The organism is Lysinibacillus boronitolerans JCM 21713 = 10a = NBRC 103108 (assembly GCF_000772935.1).
GTDB classification, from domain to species: domain Bacteria; phylum Bacillota; class Bacilli; order Bacillales_A; family Planococcaceae; genus Lysinibacillus; species Lysinibacillus boronitolerans.
Window position 1 is genome coordinate 156,047 of the sequence record NZ_JPVR01000081.1, and the last position, 16,316, is coordinate 172,362.

The following is a 16,316-nucleotide window of genomic DNA, read 5'->3' on the forward strand; positions in this document are numbered from 1 at the left end:
TCTATCTTTCAGGCAAATGGCTAGCTAACAACACTACTTTTACATATAAATAGTAGTGTTGTTAGCTAGCCTTTCCACAGCTCTCCTGTTTTGAGGCCACTTTCCCTTGGAAGATGGCCTTTTTTGGCATGAAAAAAGACGTCATGTCGACGTCTTTAATGTTTGATCGATATCCTCAATCAACCTATCCACTTGTTCCTTTGTTATCTTGATGACATATAATTCTGTCGTTTCGATTCCATCAAGGCTTGTTAGGTGTTTAGGATATTGATAGTTATTTGATATCTCCTTGTCCATACAATCACCTCTTCAATAGATATATTCGACATAAAGTATAGCAAACCTTCTATAAAAAGGAAAATAACAGTATATTTTTTCACTAAAATAGCTATCATTTGGACGATTTAGGGTAAAAAAAGGTTAAAACGATAAGTCCATTTAGACTATCCTTGTGTAAAAGTGATTATTGCTTACCAAATTTCGCAATTTTTTTGAGGTAGAATGATCCGATGAAAACAATGATACCTCCATAGACTTTCAGCATCACATTTCTAACAGGCGCCTCCTCTATGGTTGTACTGAGAAAGGCATATCCTACGACAATGATCACCATCCCGATGATGGCATGAATATATTTCACCGTATCTCCCCTTTTCTAGTAGGCAAGTCCGACGCGTGTTCTCAAAAATTCCTCACTGAAGATTTGTTGGTAGGCAAAATCTGCTGTATCCGCTACGGAAATTTGGCTGCCTCCCTCTGGCAAGAAGTTGCGTTCAACGCGGTAGTTTCCTGTCCAAGCCCCGTCTGGTAAATAGGTAGGACAAACAATCGTCCAATCCATAGCAGATTGCTGTAATTGTTCGAATACACGTTGGTGCTCCTGTGCAGCAAAGGTCGATTTTCGTTTCGATTCAGTCGATTGGTAGCGAAGAAGAGTCGGTGTTACACGACTTTGTAAGATCCCTGCTGTTCCAATCGTAATGATTCTTGTCACCTGATGCTTTGTCATCGCTTCAAGAATCAATGGTAAGCTAGCCGATAATGTAGTGCCTCCATCTGTATTTAATGCACTCACCACCACATCCACATGATGCATTGCTTGCTCGACATCTTGCTTGTTTAACACATCGCCTTTCATTACACACAGCTGTTGATGCTGTTGCGGTAATTTATCAGGATTACGGACCAATAGCGTGACCTCATGCTGATCCTTTATTGCTCGTTCTACCAAATGGCTGCCGACACGTCCACTTGCGCCTAATATTAATATTTTCATTTCTCTCACCTCTTTTATCATTATATTACAATTCCCTTTATATGAAAAAAAGACACCGATCACGGTGCCTCTCCTTCACTATTCATGCTCTAGTAGCTGAACATTGACCATAAATAAATGCAAATTATTCTTTTCGGCTAGCTCATCGATAATCGATTGAATTTCACTTTCTGTACTTACATCAATTTCTTCCCCATCGTGTAATTGAATAGTGATGACCTGGTGCGCTGGAGAGTCTATTAGATAACCGACTGTACTATCAGGCGAGTAGCCTGCCGCCCGTATGGCCTGTAACACTTGTTTTGTAAAATTCGTAGCTTGTAATTTTTCGCCAAGCTCCTCTGCATAGGGCGTCGCTCTTTCGGTGCTCGGGGCTATAGCTGAAGGCTCCCTTTGTACCATCCACAATGAAATCACAACCAGTAAGCACATGAATAAAAAGAAGAATTGCAGGACGCTTTTCATACACTCGCTCCATTTCTCCATGAAATTTACAGGCGGAAGTCTAGCAATCTATTGCCCTGAAACTGTTATTATTCTCACAGCTATGTATGGCTATTTCTCTATTTAATTTTAAAAAAATAATTTTCTTCTTGTACAGAGGGCAAATTACCAAGAAGTTTTGTTTGTGGCTTCATAGATTAGAAATGTAAAGGTTAGCGCTACCATTACTAAAAAACTAACAAAAAGGGAGATTAAAAGATGCAAGATAGTAGATTTAGTCAATATATGAATTGGAATCATAAAAAAGAAAAGTGCTGTGAACAATATGTAAAATGCTATTGTCATTTAGAAAAAAAATGTGAGCACAAACAAGAGGGTTGCAAATGCAAACACAAGCATGAGCATGAGCATGAACATTGTCAATGGGAACATAAACATGAGCAATGTAAATGCAAGCATAAGGATGACCATTGTAAATGGGAAAAGGAGGATTCTTGCTCTTGCAAAAAAGAGGAGGAAGAGTGCCACTACGAGATGGATTATTCCAAGGATCACAAGTGTAAAGGCTGTATTTGTCATCTATTAAGATGCTTATCTCCTGGCACTTTGGTAGATGTTATTTTAGCAGGTGGCGGTAGCTTTGCAGGAATTTTCTTCATCAGCTTAGATCCTAAAACTTGCTGTGCTACATTCTTAGAGGTAGATGCAGCAGCAACACCACTTATCATTGATTGCCAGCAAATTATTGCCATTAGAAGGGCGTAAATGTTCCACTATCCTATTTGACACCAATTCATATACCATAAAACCTACCATTATAAGCACATTTGATCTTCTGCCAGGTTTGTGAATATCCCTGGCAGAATTTATATTTTTTCCATTATTCATTGACAATGACTTTGACAATGGGCTCTAATTTCCCTATATTCACATCGCCAAGATAATCAACATCCACTACGACAGCTCGTGGCTCAAAACGTTGGATACATTCAATGAGGCGTTTTGTGTTTATTTTCTTCATACGTTGGAAGGGTTTACGAATATCAGACCTTGTCACATATTCTCGAAGCGGACAAGGAATCGTAAACGTCGATAAAATAAATGCTACATTTTGTAATATACTTTCCACTCCTGTAGCATTACCATTTACATTACTTAAAGCCGTTACTTGATGTGTCATTCTATCAACCTTTCTTCTACGTTCATACAATTCGTACTTTGAAAAAAGAGCACTTTGTTATTTATGCTTGCTCATTAAAAATTATGAACGCTTTGTTTTTATGTACCCAATGTTATTTTTATTCAAACAACATCTTAGTTGATAGACTGACCTACAAGCTTAGCGCATGATGGCGTAGTAAATAACATACAGCCAGCTAAAACAGCCATGGATGATTGCCCAAATGATGGAGTGATGCACACTCCATGAAATCGTAATCGCTAAAACCGATCCAAAACCAATGCCATTTTTGACTACCGTTTTATGCTCCACTTTTTTCACCTTCCTTGTTCTTTTTAACGCTCCTTCTTGCCATCGCAATAGGTTTCCCTCCTATCGTTTTCTATGTTTATTCATGTACGGACAAGGGCAATCTGAAAGAAAGGATGTGATGTTATGACAGTTTTCATGCTGGCTGCCACGATCGGCATCCCCAGCCTTATGGTGTATCTTCAGCACAAATGGGCTAGCTTTCGCCTTCTTTTCAACATACTAGGCGTCATTGCTGCGATCCTGTTTAGCACGATTGCCGCTACATCTATAACGAACATTATTCTTGAGGATGCGGTCTTTATGACAACGATTCATGCCGTTTTCTTAAACCCTATATTTCTGATTACAGGGGCATATCTCGGCTTATATTTGATTTACCGCTTAATTATTCAAACAATTGATGATAGAGACAAGCCCTCCTACCTTTAGTAGAAATCACAATAAACGTGCCACGTCTGTGTTGTTAGATTGTAGAAAAAATAAAAATTGCCATGATCTACAATGTTCAAACGCGCTTTTGCATCCGAGGCAATTTGGAAGACAAATGGTGCATCGTCCCCAAAATCAACGCCACTTTGACAAAAGCTTGGATAGCCACCGATTTTATGGAGCGGAAAAAGGTCTTCAACGATATCCTCAAAATATTCGATTTGCTCTTCATGCTCCAGCATCAAAATCTCTTCCTCCAATTGAGCTGGAATACCGCCCCCATCCCATGTTGGATAGTCATTCGAGATATGCTGGGGTATGAGTGGAAACGCGCGCATTTGCTCATGCTGCCATTCACGCTTTACTAAGCCTTCCAAAGTGGTGTACGTTCTAATCTCAAAATAAGAACTAAGATCATCCTCCATGAGGTGATCCAATAGACGTTCATCGACAAAGACTGTGATTAATTGAAAAGGCTGTAATGCCATCGGTACATAGGATAGGCCTTGAAGAAAGAACGTAGCGAGCGGCTGATAGCCAGACGGTGGCTGCTCCTCTGGTAAGGACCAGCCGACATAGCCAATCCAGCTTTCCAATAAATCATGTGTGGGTCGAATACCACCTGTTTGAAAAATTGTGGCCTGCTTAGTTAGTTGAGCCCGTATTTGTTCAATTGCCATCTGCTAGCTCCTTCTGGCGACAGCAGCAATCCGTTGTATGATCGTTTACCATCCCCACTGCCTGCATAAAGGAATAGCAAATGGTACTACCAATAAATTTAAAGCCATCCTTCTTCAATTGCTTGCTCATACGATCACTAATTTCCGTCGTCACAGGCACCTCTTTAATGGAAGCCCACTCATTAATAAGTGGTTTATGATCTACAAAGCTCCAAAGATAATGTGAGAATGAGCCATGCTTTTCCTGTATTTGGAGATATGCTTTAGCATTTGTCACCACGCTAGCTATTTTTAATTTATTGCGTACAATCCGTGTGTCTTGCTTTAATTCCTCTAGCTTGTCCGCTGTATAATGGATAATTTTTTCCACATCGAATTGATCAAATGCCTCACGATAGCCTTCACGCTTTTGGAGAATCGTCCACCAGCTCAAGCCAGCCTGTGCCCCCTCCAAGCAAAGCATCTCGAATAAATGCTGATCATCATAGACCGGTACACCCCACTCCTTGTCATGGTATTCCACATACAAAGGCTCATCTAGCTTAACCCAATCACATCTTTTCATTTCTAAACCCTCCATTTTATGTATCCCTTACTTAATAGCTGTAATGCAAAGCCAACCTTTACTTGACTTTTCCGTGACATACACGGTTTGAAATCCAATTTGTTCCAATAATTGCTTCGTCGCCTCAGGTGTTTGATAGGCTTTCATATGATAGTTCATTTTGTAGAGCTCTGCTATGATAATAAATTTCCCCCCGTTTTTCAGAACTCGCCAAACCTCCGCTACATCTTGCTCCAAGGATGGCCAAAAATAATGCGTTTGAAAGGCTGTAATTGCATCAAAAAACTGATCATCGTATGGAATATTTGAAACGCTTGCCTCTTTCACAATGACACTACCACTGGTAACACTTGCTTCATTCAATTTGATCGATTCCTTCACTGCCTGTGCGGAAAAATCTATCCCATAGATTATACCATTTGGATTCAATTTGGATAAAATTTGGAGCGTTTTCCCACCACCACAACCGATGTCTAACACACGATCACCATCATTGATAGCTCCTTGCCTGATGAACCATGCATTCATACCACGATGGGCGAAATTCATGATCCGTAGCATCGTTGAGCCAATCCATCCATTTGGCTTTTTCGCTTGTTCAATTAATGTTTGTAAGAGTGACATGATTGGATTCCCCCCTTCAAGTACGAATGTTAAAATAGAAAATAGATCTTTAAACTTAAAACGCTTACTAGTTTGTACGTGCTTCAAAACGATTTGTTTCATTTTTTACAAAGGAGGAAGATTTTATGATTCAACAAGCAACACAGAAGGATGCTCATGCTGCAGCCTCATTAGCCTTACTGCTCTGGCCCAATCATACACTAGAGGAATTTACAGAAGAGATGACACAGCTGCTAAAGGAAGAAAACGCAGCTATTTTCCTTGCCTATGACGATGACAGAGCAGTTGGATTTGCCCAATGTCAGTTGCGAACGGATTATGTAGAAGGCACCGACTCGAGTCCAGTCGGCTATTTAGAAGGCCTTTTCGTGATGGAGGAATATCGCCAGCAGGGCTGTGCAAGACAACTTGTGGAGCAATGTGAACAATGGGCAAAGCTTAGGGGCTGTCTAGAGTTTGCTAGTGACTGTGAATGGGACAATGAAGAAAGTCTAAGGGTTCATCTTCAGCTCGGTTTTACAGAAGCCAATCGCATCATTTGCTTCACAAAAAAATTATAAAAATGGCTAACAAAAAAATCACAGGCGTTGCAAACAATAGCACCTGTGATTTTTCAACATTTTTTTAGTTTAGATATGTATTGTTGGAAATATTTCGTTCGCGCTCATCTATGATTAAATGGATCATTAATGCGAGTTGTTGTTCGATTCGCATATTGTTTAGATGAATGATATCAGCAATCAAATTCTTTTGCTTCTCTGCTAATTCAATCTCCTCTAGCATTAACATAATTTCTTCTTTTGTCAGCCCAAACATACTCATATCACCCCAATACTCTCTCTATTTATTATTGTAAAATCATTATTCCCATTTCATAATTATCGAATATTTATCGTGTTTAATGAACCATTTTTACTAATTATAGGTTAAAACATGGAAAATAATCAATCTATTATCCACATTTATTTAATATTTTTTTTACATTAAGAAAAAACTTTATTATGATTGTTATAACTTATACAAAGATTGTATAAGTTTTCCTGTGGAATATTTCAAAATATTTCAGTAATTGCAACAAGACATCTATACCATTATAAAAATATTCTTGCATTTTGTCGAATTATAGAGTTTTTTTATACAAATTAAAATGAATTTATAGCCCAAACATTTCCTTTTTCCCATTTTCCACATGCATAAAACCTCAATATACGAATCCATAAAAAAAGTAATTTCAAAATTGAAACTACTTGTCTTATTTGTATAATCGGCTTTTATATTATTTTTTTAATATCATGTTTCACTATTTCTATTTGCATGTCCTCTATTTGAGAAACCTTTGATGCTGTATCCTTCTGCCATGTCGCTGACTGCACATGCCCTTGCACAAATAATTGGCTGTTTTCCTGTATCACCGCTGGAGCCTTTACTGCAGCTATATCCGTATGGCGCATTTCCAATAAGGATTTATTGGACAGTGCTACAAACGGTCTAGCTGCCTCATCCACCCTACAATTTTCAATACGGCCCATTGATTGATCTGACCAGATCATGGCATAAGAGCTTTCTTGCCCATCTTTAAAATAGCTATTAGCTACTTCAAAAATCGCATCAATGCAAGTAATTCCGTTTCCTTCCATTTGTTCAAACGTGCAATACTGTGTAAATAATCGGGCATTGTTGATATAGACATGATGGCTTTGCAGCTCTCGAATCGTTGTCTGATGCATCATGATTTTGGCATGGTCGTTACCATAAACACCACCTGATTGCCCAAATTGAATAATTGATTGATGTAGCTTTAAGCCACTAGCATCGACAATAATATGAAATTGCTGGTGGTTTTGAATTTTACATTGGTTCACCGAAACATCTGCTTCATCTACAATAGTAAGCCCTACGGCCATACCATTTCGAACATGACATGTATGAAGCTCCACCTTGCTATTTTCTATCAACACCTGTGCCTTGACATGCCGAGAAACTTGGCAATCATAGAACTTGGCTATCGTTTTTTCGCCAAGATACAACCCATGACTTTGACCATCTGAAAAAATAGAATCAGCTACCATTAGCTCACTGCGATGAACCACCATATTTGTATCGAGATGCTCTTTTATTTCACAGCCATCCATTCTGAAAGTCGTGCTGTCAAACAATTGAATACCTACCCCTTGCCCTTGATGAACTAAACAATTGGTCATCGCAATCTCACTTGACGCAGCTATTACTTGTGCCTTGTCATGCCCATGAATTTCACAGTCCTCCATTGTCAGCTTGACATGACGAATCGCAAAAACACCATGCTTCTTCCCTTCCAGCAGCATACAATTCGTCAAGCTCAGCTCACAGTTTTGAGCAATAATCTGCGCCTTCACATGATGCTCAAATGTTGTATCGACTAGAATAACACTGGACCCATTCGCCACTCGCAAACCAAAATGATTCAACGGTGTCGCAAGCACTGCACAATTTTTCATCAGCAAACTACCATAGCTCACCATCATCTGCGTTCGAATCAATTGCTCCTCAATGACACAATTCTCTAGCTGTAAATCACCTTTCACATACAGCCCCTGACCTTGCCGAAACCGTAAATTACGCATCGCCACATGTGTTTGATAACGAATAAAAACGCCACCCTTGATGGTCACATTGCCAACCCCATACAACGTCAGCCTCTTGGCAATATCCAAGCTTTCCTCATAAATCCCATCCCGAATTTCAATCATATCCCCAGGCGCCGCCTCTTCAATCGCCTGCCCAATACTTTGATAACGATGCATAATACTCCTCTTCACCACAAGTACAGCCATTTACACACTCCTAACCAAAAAATGTTCGTACCCTATTTATATACCGAACATGCTTGTGCTTATTCAATTTTGTGTAAAATTGCTGGAATATGCAGACGTTTATTTGGAATGTTTGACGGTTTCATGAAAGTGGCATGGTTTTAGGCAATAAAAATGAACAGCGGTTAAGGGTACGCTGTTCGTTTTTTTGGTTGGTATCGGGGTTTTAGATTTTAATGAACTGCCTTTTTTAAGCATAATCTCTATGCAGAGAGTGACGCGTTTCAGATGTTTAAAATGCAATAATCGATATATTTCAATCCACACTCTCTATACAGAGAGTGACGAGTTTGACCATAGCAACAAAATCCCAGGGCAATATTTCAATCCACACTCTCTATACAGAGAGTGACGGGAAGGGGATACCTTCCTCTTTTTGCGTTTCGATTTCAATCCACACTCTCTATACAGAGAGTGACCACAGCCGACATAGTTTGTAAAAATAGTGATACTTGTATTTCAATCCACACTCTCTATACAGAGAGTGACGCATTATGAGCGAAAAAATATCATGGACATGATCATTTCAATCCACACTCTCTATACAGAGAGTGACACTCGCTTCATTATTTTGAAACGATCACGTTCACATTTCAATCCACACTCTCTATACAGAGAGTGACATACAACACGTCATGCTAAAGCTCAAGAAGCTATATTTCAATCCACACTCTCTATACAGAGAGTGACTTCGCTGTACAAAAACACGATATTTTGTTTTAGATTTCAATCCACACTCTCTATACAGAGAGTGACCTGTTCCCGGCGAAGATGGTGAAGATGGTGAGGGAATTTCAATCCACACTCTCTATACAGAGAGTGACACAATCGCTATGTGATTAATTTCAACATTACGCTATTTCAATCCACACTCTCTATACAGAGAGTGACCTTGTCTGTAACTGTCAACGAAATATAGAGTTTATTTCAATCCACACTCTCTATACAGAGAGTGACTCAGCATCCCAAACAACATTTCGTAGTCTAATACAGTTTATTTCAATCCACACTCTCTATACAGAGAGTGACCAGCTTTTACAAACTCATTAAATTCATTGCCCCAATTTCAATCCACACTCTCTATACAGAGAGTGACCGTACCCCATGAGTCTAAAAGATACAAACCAAAAAATTTCAATCCACACTCTCTATACAGAGAGTGACGATTCGATTTGTCAAATACATATGTGACCTTTCTATTTCAATCCACACTCTCTATACAGAGAGTGACACCTATGCAGCTGATGAAAAAGATTCAACTACTATTTCAATCCACACTCTCTATACAGAGAGTGACTGTATTCAACTACATTAAAGATAATCGAGAATAATTTCAATCCACACTCTCTATACAGAGAGTGACCGTATGGCTCAATCTGCTACAGATTCAACAGTTTTAATTTCAATCCACACTCTCTATACAGAGAGTGACGTATTTTCAGTTTCAGCTTCTCCATTCACAAAAATTTCAATCCACACTCTCTATACAGAGAGTGACTAGGCAGAATAGTAGTAGGCGACGTAGGATTTGCATTTCAATCCACACTCTCTATACAGAGAGTGACGCGCGGCAAGCCGAATTAGTATACAACGGTGAGATTCCGATTTCAATCCACACTCTCTATACAGAGAGTGACTCTCGTCAGATTTACGTTTACATTCTGCAGCTTGCGATTTCAATCCACACTCTCTATACAGAGAGTGACTATCGTAAGCGTAAATATATCATCATCATATCGATTTCAATCCACACTCTCTATACAGAGAGTGACGGGTATTGAGATACAACAAAGACGGTTGTAAAAATTTCAATCCACACTCTCTATACAGAGAGTGACGGTATTATGGGCGTAGATACTCCGGATAAAGTCATTTCAATCCACACTCTCTATACAGAGAGTGACGCGGGTGTTGGTGCTGTACGTGTATACCCGACATGATTTCAATCCACACTCTCTATACAGAGAGTGACAGTCGACTTGAATACCATCTAATTCAGATTCGTAATTTCAATCCACACTCTCTATACAGAGAGTGACGGACGTCTATATCCAATCCGCTAATTCTGCGTCAATTTCAATCCACACTCTCTATACAGAGAGTGACTTGATTTAACGTTGTTGTATGCAGCGTCCGTATATTTCAATCCACACTCTCTATACAGAGAGTGACTGCAAAATTATACTAATAGAGATCATTTTCAATATAATTTTACCAATTAATTTATTTTTATCTTTACTTTTTACCCAATTAACTATATTTCCCCAATGAAATCTTGGCAATAATCGGTGCGAATCTTTTAGGGATTTTATGTGTGCTTTGCATCCGCACCGAATGTTGTTTATAAAATTATCGTATCTTCTACATTGAATGTTTCTTTAGCACCGACGTGGATGACTTTGGATTTATAGTTGTTGCCTAGCTGATAAAACCTCAAGCTATCCTCTTTTTCATCAATACTATCTTGAAGAGCAAGTTGAAGTTGTTTAAATTGCGTAGCATCGACAACACATTCAAAAACGGAATTTTGGACACGTAGCCCATAATTTTCACAGATTTTTGCTACTTTTCGTAGTCGCTTTTGACCAGCAGCCGTTTTCGTGACGACATCGTACGTGACTAATACTAGCATATCAAAACCTCACTTCCATAAAAAAGGTGGATATTCTTCTAAATCACCTCGTAGATATCGAGCAAGTAAGATTGCTTGAGCATGTGGTACAAGACCCCAATTTATTTTTTCATTTAGGTAGGGATGTGTTAAACTTTCTTGCTTTCGTTCTTGCCAAGCTTTAATGAATTTTTTGCGACCTTCATCGGTTAACAAGACAGCACCATTTTCTTTTTGCACAAAATCAATCGGCTGTATAATTTTCTTATTGATAAGTTTTAGTACAAAGCGATCTGCCATAACACCCCGTAATTCCTCTATCACATCAAGGGCAAGTGAAGCACGACCTGGACGATCACGATGTAAATACCCTACATATGCATCTAAGCCTACCGTTTCTAAAGCTGCAGCTACATCTGAAGTAAGTAATGTATAGGCTAGTGATAATAATGCATTAACATGGTCTGTTGGAGGACGTCGGTTACGATTTTTAAAGACAAATGTTTCTTTTTGTTGTAATATCATTTGATCAAAAAGCTTAAAGTAAGCTGTCGCGGCTTGTCCTTCCAGTCCACGTAATCTCTCTAAATCTTCTGTCCGCAACACATCCTTCATCGTAGCAGTTAAATCTATAGAAACCTGTTTAAAAACAGGAACATCTAATCGAAGTGGATAATCACGCGCCATACGCTCTAATATCCATTTTTGGTTAGATATTTTAGCAAAAATAAAATTTCGGGCAATTTTAGCACTTTCCATTTCACTTTCTGACAACCGATATTGCGTTTTACGTAGGATAACATTCCCTTTGCTTTCTCCAACGATTCGAGCTAAAAATTTTCCAGACCTTGATAAAAAAGTTAAATTAATATTCCTTTCTGCACACGCATGCATTAGTTTTGGACTTGCACCTGCGTATCCAAATGTACAGATGGCTTCAAAATTGTGTAAAGGAAATCTTCCTAGCTGCTGTTCTTCATGTGTGATGATTACATTTTCTCCTTTTAAGGATAAATAAATATCAGGAGTCGTAATAAATAACGTATTTAATAATTTTCTCATTATAAATACCTCTCCATATAACGACGCACTGTCGTTGATGTCATTAGCTCTGGTAGACATAGATTCTGAAGAGAACAATTCATACAATGTTTACCCGTTTTAACTTTTGGTGTATATTTTCTTTCGAAATAGCGGTGCATGTCTTGAAACTTCGTCATAACTTCTTCTTTCATCTCATTTGTAATTTCGACTTTTACACGACGTTTTATTTCATTATAAAATAAATAGGCATATGGAATCTCACAAACTAACATTTCCTCTAAACAAATAACTTGTGCTACAAGTTGAACAATATCTTCCTGTCCTTTTTTTGGTTTACCGCGTTTATATTCAATAGGGATAGGCAAATAGAAGCCTTCCTCACCTTGGATAGGGACTCCATCTTGATGTTCGTGAAATTCCACCACATCACATATGCCATTTGCTTTTAAAGAATGCGAGCGAATAGGCATCGCTCGCACAATTAATTTATTTCCACGCTTCTCACGTAAAAAAGGCTGATCTGCTTTCTCATGGACATGTTGCCCCTCAATAGTTAAAACATTTTCTGCCCACTGTTGTTCAATATGAATTAACGCCCATTGTCTTTGACAAAATTGAAAATGCTGAATACCCGATAGCATTAAATAGTCAACATCATTATTTTCCATCCAGCTCATAAACTGCTAACCCTTCTAACGGTTCTATTGCAATTGTTAAATCATTTAATGAGTGCCCTTCTACATGCAATGAGCGATGTACTTTAGCAGAAGAATATTGGCCAAGCTTAGAGTTATGCTCCCACCAAATCACCTTATGTACTTCCAATGAACCCTCTGGTCTTGCAGAAGATGCATCATTTTCAAATAAAGAAATCAATGCTTCTTTTAGTTTTTCGGCGTCTTCATTTGTAAAACCAGTTTTCTCAGCTAATTGTGTATTGATGCTACCAAAGAATTTATAAATTCCAAAATCAACTCTGTGCTTCATCCCCATAGTATCAGAGCCTTTTTTATCACCAGTTACGGAGTTAACACTTTTTGTAATCTGTATACTTGTAATATCAATAGGTGCAAGACTTTTTGCTGGATGGATGGAGACAGGTCCACGTACGCCAACAGAGAGCGAATCACCTTTAAAAGCAAAAACTTGTCCAAATGCCCTTACGTCAAACCATGTTTGACTTGCAATCGTAGCATACACCTCTGCATTTCCTTTTTTGTCTGCCTTAATTTTTTTCAACTCTGGAATGGCATCTACACGATCATTTAAACTTTTAAAACCATCGTTATTACGATCGTCAGATTGGACAAATATAGCCTCTCCCATATCTTGGAGCCGATTGCGCAATTTCCGCTTAATACAGACATCTGATACTTCACCGTAGCCATCATAATTTTGTCGTGGTCGATTCCCGTTTAGGGGATCTCCGTTAGGATTAGCATTTTGTACTGAAAACACTACTGCAAAATCAATTTTATGATCTAATGTTGTCATGAATTATTCCTCCTCATTCTTCTCTTTCTTCGAATACAATGCCTGTCGTTGACTATAGTAACCAAGTAAATATTCACCAGTAAGTGGTGTATCAGTGAAGTCTTGAATATCCATTTGAGCACCAATTTCATCAATAAGCTTTGTATAATAAATGCCCTTTTCTCTTAGTTTCATTTGATAGGGTTGTAGGTTACGCTGAATTGTAGCCCACGTTCTTGCAGGATGTCGAGAGAATGCGTTCATATAGCGTAAGGCATTTGTTGGTCGATTTTCTTCCTTACCTAATGCATTACGCTCTAATACATCTGCAACTGCAAGTAAGCGACCAAATAAATAATCACGATTCGAATTTGTCGTATCAAGTGCCACTGTGTAAACCTCCTTATCTTTGTCATAGTAATGTTTTTTCACAACGGAACAGGCGACACCAAGTGCTTGCTCCCATTCCCATGATTGATCATAAAACTGCGGATTTGAAGCTCGTACTACGGCACTCCGCACAATATCCATCGGAATTTTTCGCCCATCGAGCACACATGGCAACATCCGCTCCATAACTCCTTTAACAACCTTATCACTTGGTCTTGGTCCATATGCAGCATGTGCAATCGTATAAAAAGAAGGTGCTCCGAAATATCGTACCCACTCATTATTCTTTTTCCTTGTATGTTGCCAACTACAATTCTCATGCCATTTTAATAGCCTAGTAAAATAGTCTTTGATATCTAAATCTCGATAATATAGGACTGCTAAACGTCCAGGCGTTGCTGCATCTAGCGTTAAAATATATACTTTTTCATCCTCATATTCGTGGATATTCATGTTCTTTTTTATACCACTAATGATTTGACTATGTTGATCTGCCAGTATTTTTTTAGAATCTTCACTTTGGATAAGCATTGTATCACGTTGCTCTAACAAAAAATTTAGGCCTTGAAAAACGTCACTCGATAAATCATTCGAGACCTCTGGCATATCTGGGTTTTTTGATCCCCAAACAAGGAAGATACGACCGTCTACTTGCTTACCTTGTCGTTCAATCAACCATTTTAAGGCATTATGTGCTTTTTGCGAGACTTCATAGCTAATATTAGCCGCTTCAAAGCTATCCTTAAATCGTCCACGATAAGTAAAACCTGTGCTATCATTTGCGGAAATTAACTTAGCTTTATCGCCTGAATTTCGCAATTTGTTAGGATGGCGAACAGTAAAAGGCTTGTATTCACCTGTTACATAGCATAGGTCGTTATCTTGTAATTTCGTTTGATAGAAATGGCTGTATGCATCGAGGATTTCCTTATTTCTCCAAACTGGAACTATGTCTTTCTCAGGCACATGTATATTGAAACGAACAAAGGCACTTTCTTGAGCCCCTGCTAACATTTGAAATATCGGTGGTTTATCTCCATCTTGCTTCGTATCCCATTTTGAACGCAATAACCCAGATTCTGTGATATGTAGTATTGAGCGTTCCACAAGATCTTGAATAAGTGTCCCCTTTTTTACATATTCATAAATGGCTTGTACATGCGGATGACTATAAGGAGAGGTACACCATTCACCAAGCTGCTCTAAATAGAATAAATGGGCATCACGCTTATCCTCTTCTTGAGTGTAAGTGACATAATCACCTGCAACATACATCAACTTATCTTGCAACATATGCGATACATAGTTTTTCCCCGAACGACTACCAGAACTCTCCGTAAACGGTAGGATTGTATTAATTTTTTCAATGACCTGAGCATCGTATAATGTCCCATCTAAGGTAATTAACATTTCAATATGTGCGGTTTGCGTTGTATGGGAAATGGGTAGTAACGTGTATTCAATTTCTTTCTTGTCTTTTGTTTCTTTTGTAAAAACTTCTCCTGCTTTTGCTTCATGTTCCTCATATGTTTTATACAAAGCACGTAAATAACTCATTTATTCACCTCCAGTTCCGCGTATTCATCATCCACCGCTGTCATTGATTCACCTAATTTAAATGATTTTGCTTGCATTTCTTTGATTGGACGAACAAGTGAACATGCTTCTGGGCGAATGAAAGTAATATAGCCCTTTATCATTCGAGGTTGCCAAAGTCTTGTTTCTAGCAAATTACGTCCTGTTTCATCAGGATAATTTAAACCATGCACCATCGTACCAAAATGTACTTCATCATAGTCATCATAATACCCTTCCCCAGTTCCGTATTCACATGGCTCGACATATGCCTGACATTCCCTTGCCCCTAAAAAAACATCACGGCGCCCCCCTTTTTCAACACAACGCTTGGCTATATTGTGATGTTTATTTTCGTTGAAATCCTGTTGTAAATCTGAACGATTCGTATTGAACTCAAAATGCGCCCTCACTTGGTAACGAACATCACGCAAATAGCTGTAATTCGCCAGTGTATTACCTCCTGCCATATCAATAGGACGTACACCCTTTGATTCCATACGTATCGCATTCATGACACGGATTTCATCAATATACCAGATAATGGATGGCTTCCAATAAATAGATTCGACGATTCCCTTTAGCGTTTGGTAGCTAGGAATTTGTGTCGTCATTTTCTCACCACCAAGCTTCATGAGTGGATCTGTAAACAATGCGTAAGCACCATAAACCTCAAACTCTATTTGATTACGTATTTTTGTCATGTTATCACCTCCTTAATATCATTAAAAAGTATTGGAAGAATTACCTTTTAGATTTTTAGGCGAGATCCACTTTAGGGGGGAAAAGTGGATCTCTCATCCTGAAAACTCAGATAATTCTGAATTATCTAAACACATTATCTCAATAGAACCAATTATT

The 16,316-nt window shown here is 38.5% G+C and carries 20 protein-coding genes and 1 CRISPR repeat array; of the genes, 3 read left to right on the plus strand and 17 right to left on the minus strand.

What is annotated here, in order from left to right; translation table 11 throughout:
- Positions 1-141: 141 nt before the first annotated feature.
- The 4 genes from CD31_RS23635 to CD31_RS21345 form a co-directional block, all read right to left on the minus strand.
- Positions 142-297, minus strand: a complete 156-nt coding sequence (locus CD31_RS23635) for a hypothetical protein (protein WP_016993988.1) — start codon at positions 295-297, stop codon at positions 142-144.
- A 166-nt stretch (positions 298-463) separates the two neighbouring features.
- Positions 464-640 (minus strand): hypothetical protein, encoded by a 177-nt coding sequence (locus CD31_RS23640; protein ID WP_167334375.1) that lies wholly within the window; start codon positions 638-640, stop codon positions 464-466.
- 15 nt (positions 641-655) lie between these two features.
- Positions 656-1,276 (minus strand): NAD(P)-dependent oxidoreductase, encoded by a 621-nt coding sequence (locus CD31_RS21340; RefSeq protein WP_036081015.1) that lies wholly within the window; start codon positions 1,274-1,276, stop codon positions 656-658.
- Between the two features lie 78 nt (positions 1,277-1,354).
- Positions 1,355-1,741: a hypothetical protein gene (locus tag CD31_RS21345; RefSeq protein WP_016993991.1), complete on the minus strand. Its 387-nt coding sequence runs from the start codon at positions 1,739-1,741 to the stop codon at positions 1,355-1,357.
- A 513-nt stretch (positions 1,742-2,254) separates the two neighbouring features.
- On the opposite strand from CD31_RS21345, the gene CD31_RS23910 reads away from it, so the two are divergent.
- A complete protein-coding gene (locus CD31_RS23910; RefSeq protein WP_016993992.1) occupies positions 2,255-2,485 on the plus strand; it encodes a hypothetical protein in 231 nt (76 codons plus the stop codon).
- 115 nt (positions 2,486-2,600) lie between these two features.
- Here CD31_RS23910 and CD31_RS21355 read toward each other — a convergent pair whose 3' ends face one another.
- Positions 2,601-2,900 carry a GPW/gp25 family protein gene (locus tag CD31_RS21355; RefSeq protein WP_016993993.1) on the minus strand — a complete coding sequence of 100 codons (300 nt, stop codon included), beginning with the start codon at positions 2,898-2,900 and terminating at the stop codon, positions 2,601-2,603.
- Positions 2,901-3,059: 159 nt separating this feature from the next.
- Complete coding sequence (locus tag CD31_RS21360; RefSeq protein WP_036081021.1) at positions 3,060-3,260, minus strand: hypothetical protein; 201 nt, start codon at positions 3,258-3,260, stop codon at positions 3,060-3,062.
- A gap of 75 nt (positions 3,261-3,335) precedes the next feature.
- Between CD31_RS21360 and CD31_RS21365 the strand changes: the two genes are divergently transcribed.
- A complete protein-coding gene (locus CD31_RS21365; protein ID WP_036081025.1) occupies positions 3,336-3,641 on the plus strand; it encodes a hypothetical protein in 306 nt (101 codons plus the stop codon).
- On the opposite strand, the gene CD31_RS21370 is transcribed toward CD31_RS21365, so the two are convergent.
- Genes CD31_RS21370 through CD31_RS21380 form a run of 3 tightly spaced genes read right to left on the minus strand, consistent with a single transcriptional unit; the run spans position 3,638 to position 5,510 of the window.
- Entirely contained in the window at positions 3,638-4,321 is a 684-nt protein-coding gene (locus CD31_RS21370; protein WP_036081028.1) for a YwqG family protein, read from the minus strand. The two genes, CD31_RS21365 and CD31_RS21370, sit on opposite strands and share 4 nt — an antisense overlap.
- Entirely contained in the window at positions 4,311-4,886 is a 576-nt protein-coding gene (locus CD31_RS21375; RefSeq protein WP_036081030.1) for a DNA-3-methyladenine glycosylase I, read from the minus strand. Before CD31_RS21375 ends, CD31_RS21370 begins: the two co-directional genes overlap by 11 nt.
- Positions 4,887-4,913: 27 nt before the next feature.
- Positions 4,914-5,510, minus strand: a complete 597-nt coding sequence (locus CD31_RS21380) for a class I SAM-dependent methyltransferase (protein WP_016993996.1) — start codon at positions 5,508-5,510, stop codon at positions 4,914-4,916.
- A 125-nt stretch (positions 5,511-5,635) separates the two neighbouring features.
- Between CD31_RS21380 and aac(6') the strand changes: the two genes are divergently transcribed.
- Positions 5,636-6,070 (plus strand): aminoglycoside 6'-N-acetyltransferase, encoded by a 435-nt coding sequence (gene aac(6'), locus CD31_RS21385; RefSeq protein ID WP_036081034.1) that lies wholly within the window; start codon positions 5,636-5,638, stop codon positions 6,068-6,070.
- Positions 6,071-6,134: 64 nt separating this feature from the next.
- Here aac(6') and CD31_RS21390 read toward each other — a convergent pair whose 3' ends face one another.
- From CD31_RS21390 to cas5c, 8 genes are all read right to left on the minus strand, one after another.
- A complete protein-coding gene (locus tag CD31_RS21390; protein ID WP_016993998.1) occupies positions 6,135-6,326 on the minus strand; it encodes a hypothetical protein in 192 nt (63 codons plus the stop codon).
- Between the two features lie 455 nt (positions 6,327-6,781).
- Positions 6,782-8,323: a right-handed parallel beta-helix repeat-containing protein gene (locus tag CD31_RS21395; RefSeq protein ID WP_036081037.1), complete on the minus strand. Its 1,542-nt coding sequence runs from the start codon at positions 8,321-8,323 to the stop codon at positions 6,782-6,784.
- Between the two features lie 292 nt (positions 8,324-8,615).
- Positions 8,616-10,534: a CRISPR direct-repeat array (repeat unit 33 nt; unit sequence ATTTCAATCCACACTCTCTATACAGAGAGTGAC).
- A 169-nt stretch (positions 10,535-10,703) separates the two neighbouring features.
- Positions 10,704-10,994, minus strand: a complete 291-nt coding sequence (cas2, locus tag CD31_RS21400; protein ID WP_036081040.1) for a CRISPR-associated endonuclease Cas2 — start codon at positions 10,992-10,994, stop codon at positions 10,704-10,706.
- Positions 10,995-11,003: 9 nt separating this feature from the next.
- Positions 11,004-12,035, minus strand: coding sequence for a type I-C CRISPR-associated endonuclease Cas1c (cas1c, locus tag CD31_RS21405; protein WP_036081043.1), 1,032 nt, complete (start codon positions 12,033-12,035; stop codon positions 11,004-11,006).
- Positions 12,035-12,685, minus strand: coding sequence for a CRISPR-associated protein Cas4 (gene cas4 / locus CD31_RS21410; RefSeq protein WP_036081586.1), 651 nt, complete (start codon positions 12,683-12,685; stop codon positions 12,035-12,037). Before cas4 ends, cas1c begins: the two co-directional genes overlap by 1 nt.
- Positions 12,675-13,511 carry a type I-C CRISPR-associated protein Cas7/Csd2 gene (gene cas7c, locus CD31_RS21415; protein WP_036081046.1) on the minus strand — a complete coding sequence of 279 codons (837 nt, stop codon included), beginning with the start codon at positions 13,509-13,511 and terminating at the stop codon, positions 12,675-12,677. The genes cas4 and cas7c overlap by 11 nt, the downstream gene beginning before the upstream one ends.
- A 3-nt stretch (positions 13,512-13,514) precedes the next feature.
- The gene (cas8c, locus tag CD31_RS21420) at positions 13,515-15,437 is read right to left on the minus strand and encodes a type I-C CRISPR-associated protein Cas8c/Csd1 (protein WP_036081050.1); all 1,923 of its coding nucleotides are present in this window, start codon (positions 15,435-15,437) and stop codon (positions 13,515-13,517) included.
- A complete protein-coding gene (gene cas5c / locus CD31_RS21425) occupies positions 15,434-16,159 on the minus strand; it encodes a type I-C CRISPR-associated protein Cas5c (RefSeq protein ID WP_425319306.1) in 726 nt (241 codons plus the stop codon). The genes cas8c and cas5c overlap by 4 nt, the downstream gene beginning before the upstream one ends.
- Positions 16,160-16,316 lie beyond the last annotated feature (157 nt).

Coding starts and splice junctions, on each gene's coding strand:
- CD31_RS23635 (WP_016993988.1), bottom strand. CDS start 297: ATGGACAAGGAGATATCAAATAACTATCAATATCCTAAACACCTAACA.
- CD31_RS21340 (WP_036081015.1), bottom strand. CDS start 1,276: ATGAAAATATTAATATTAGGCGCAAGTGGACGTGTCGGCAGCCATTTG.
- CD31_RS21345 (WP_016993991.1), bottom strand. CDS start 1,741: ATGAAAAGCGTCCTGCAATTCTTCTTTTTATTCATGTGCTTACTGGTT.
- CD31_RS23910 (WP_016993992.1), top strand. CDS start 2,255: ATGGATTATTCCAAGGATCACAAGTGTAAAGGCTGTATTTGTCATCTA.
- CD31_RS21355 (WP_016993993.1), bottom strand. CDS start 2,900: ATGACACATCAAGTAACGGCTTTAAGTAATGTAAATGGTAATGCTACA.
- CD31_RS21365 (WP_036081025.1), top strand. CDS start 3,336: ATGACAGTTTTCATGCTGGCTGCCACGATCGGCATCCCCAGCCTTATG.
- CD31_RS21370 (WP_036081028.1), bottom strand. CDS start 4,321: ATGGCAATTGAACAAATACGGGCTCAACTAACTAAGCAGGCCACAATT.
- CD31_RS21375 (WP_036081030.1), bottom strand. CDS start 4,886: ATGAAAAGATGTGATTGGGTTAAGCTAGATGAGCCTTTGTATGTGGAA.
- CD31_RS21380 (WP_016993996.1), bottom strand. CDS start 5,510: ATGTCACTCTTACAAACATTAATTGAACAAGCGAAAAAGCCAAATGGA.
- CD31_RS21390 (WP_016993998.1), bottom strand. CDS start 6,326: ATGTTTGGGCTGACAAAAGAAGAAATTATGTTAATGCTAGAGGAGATT.
- CD31_RS21395 (WP_036081037.1), bottom strand. CDS start 8,323: ATGGCTGTACTTGTGGTGAAGAGGAGTATTATGCATCGTTATCAAAGT.
- cas2 (WP_036081040.1), bottom strand. CDS start 10,994: ATGCTAGTATTAGTCACGTACGATGTCGTCACGAAAACGGCTGCTGGT.
- cas1c (WP_036081043.1), bottom strand. CDS start 12,035: ATGAGAAAATTATTAAATACGTTATTTATTACGACTCCTGATATTTAT.
- cas4 (WP_036081586.1), bottom strand. CDS start 12,685: ATGGAAAATAATGATGTTGACTATTTAATGCTATCGGGTATTCAGCAT.
- cas7c (WP_036081046.1), bottom strand. CDS start 13,511: ATGACAACATTAGATCATAAAATTGATTTTGCAGTAGTGTTTTCAGTA.
- cas8c (WP_036081050.1), bottom strand. CDS start 15,437: ATGAGTTATTTACGTGCTTTGTATAAAACATATGAGGAACATGAAGCA.
- cas5c (WP_425319306.1), bottom strand. CDS start 16,159: ATGACAAAAATACGTAATCAAATAGAGTTTGAGGTTTATGGTGCTTAC.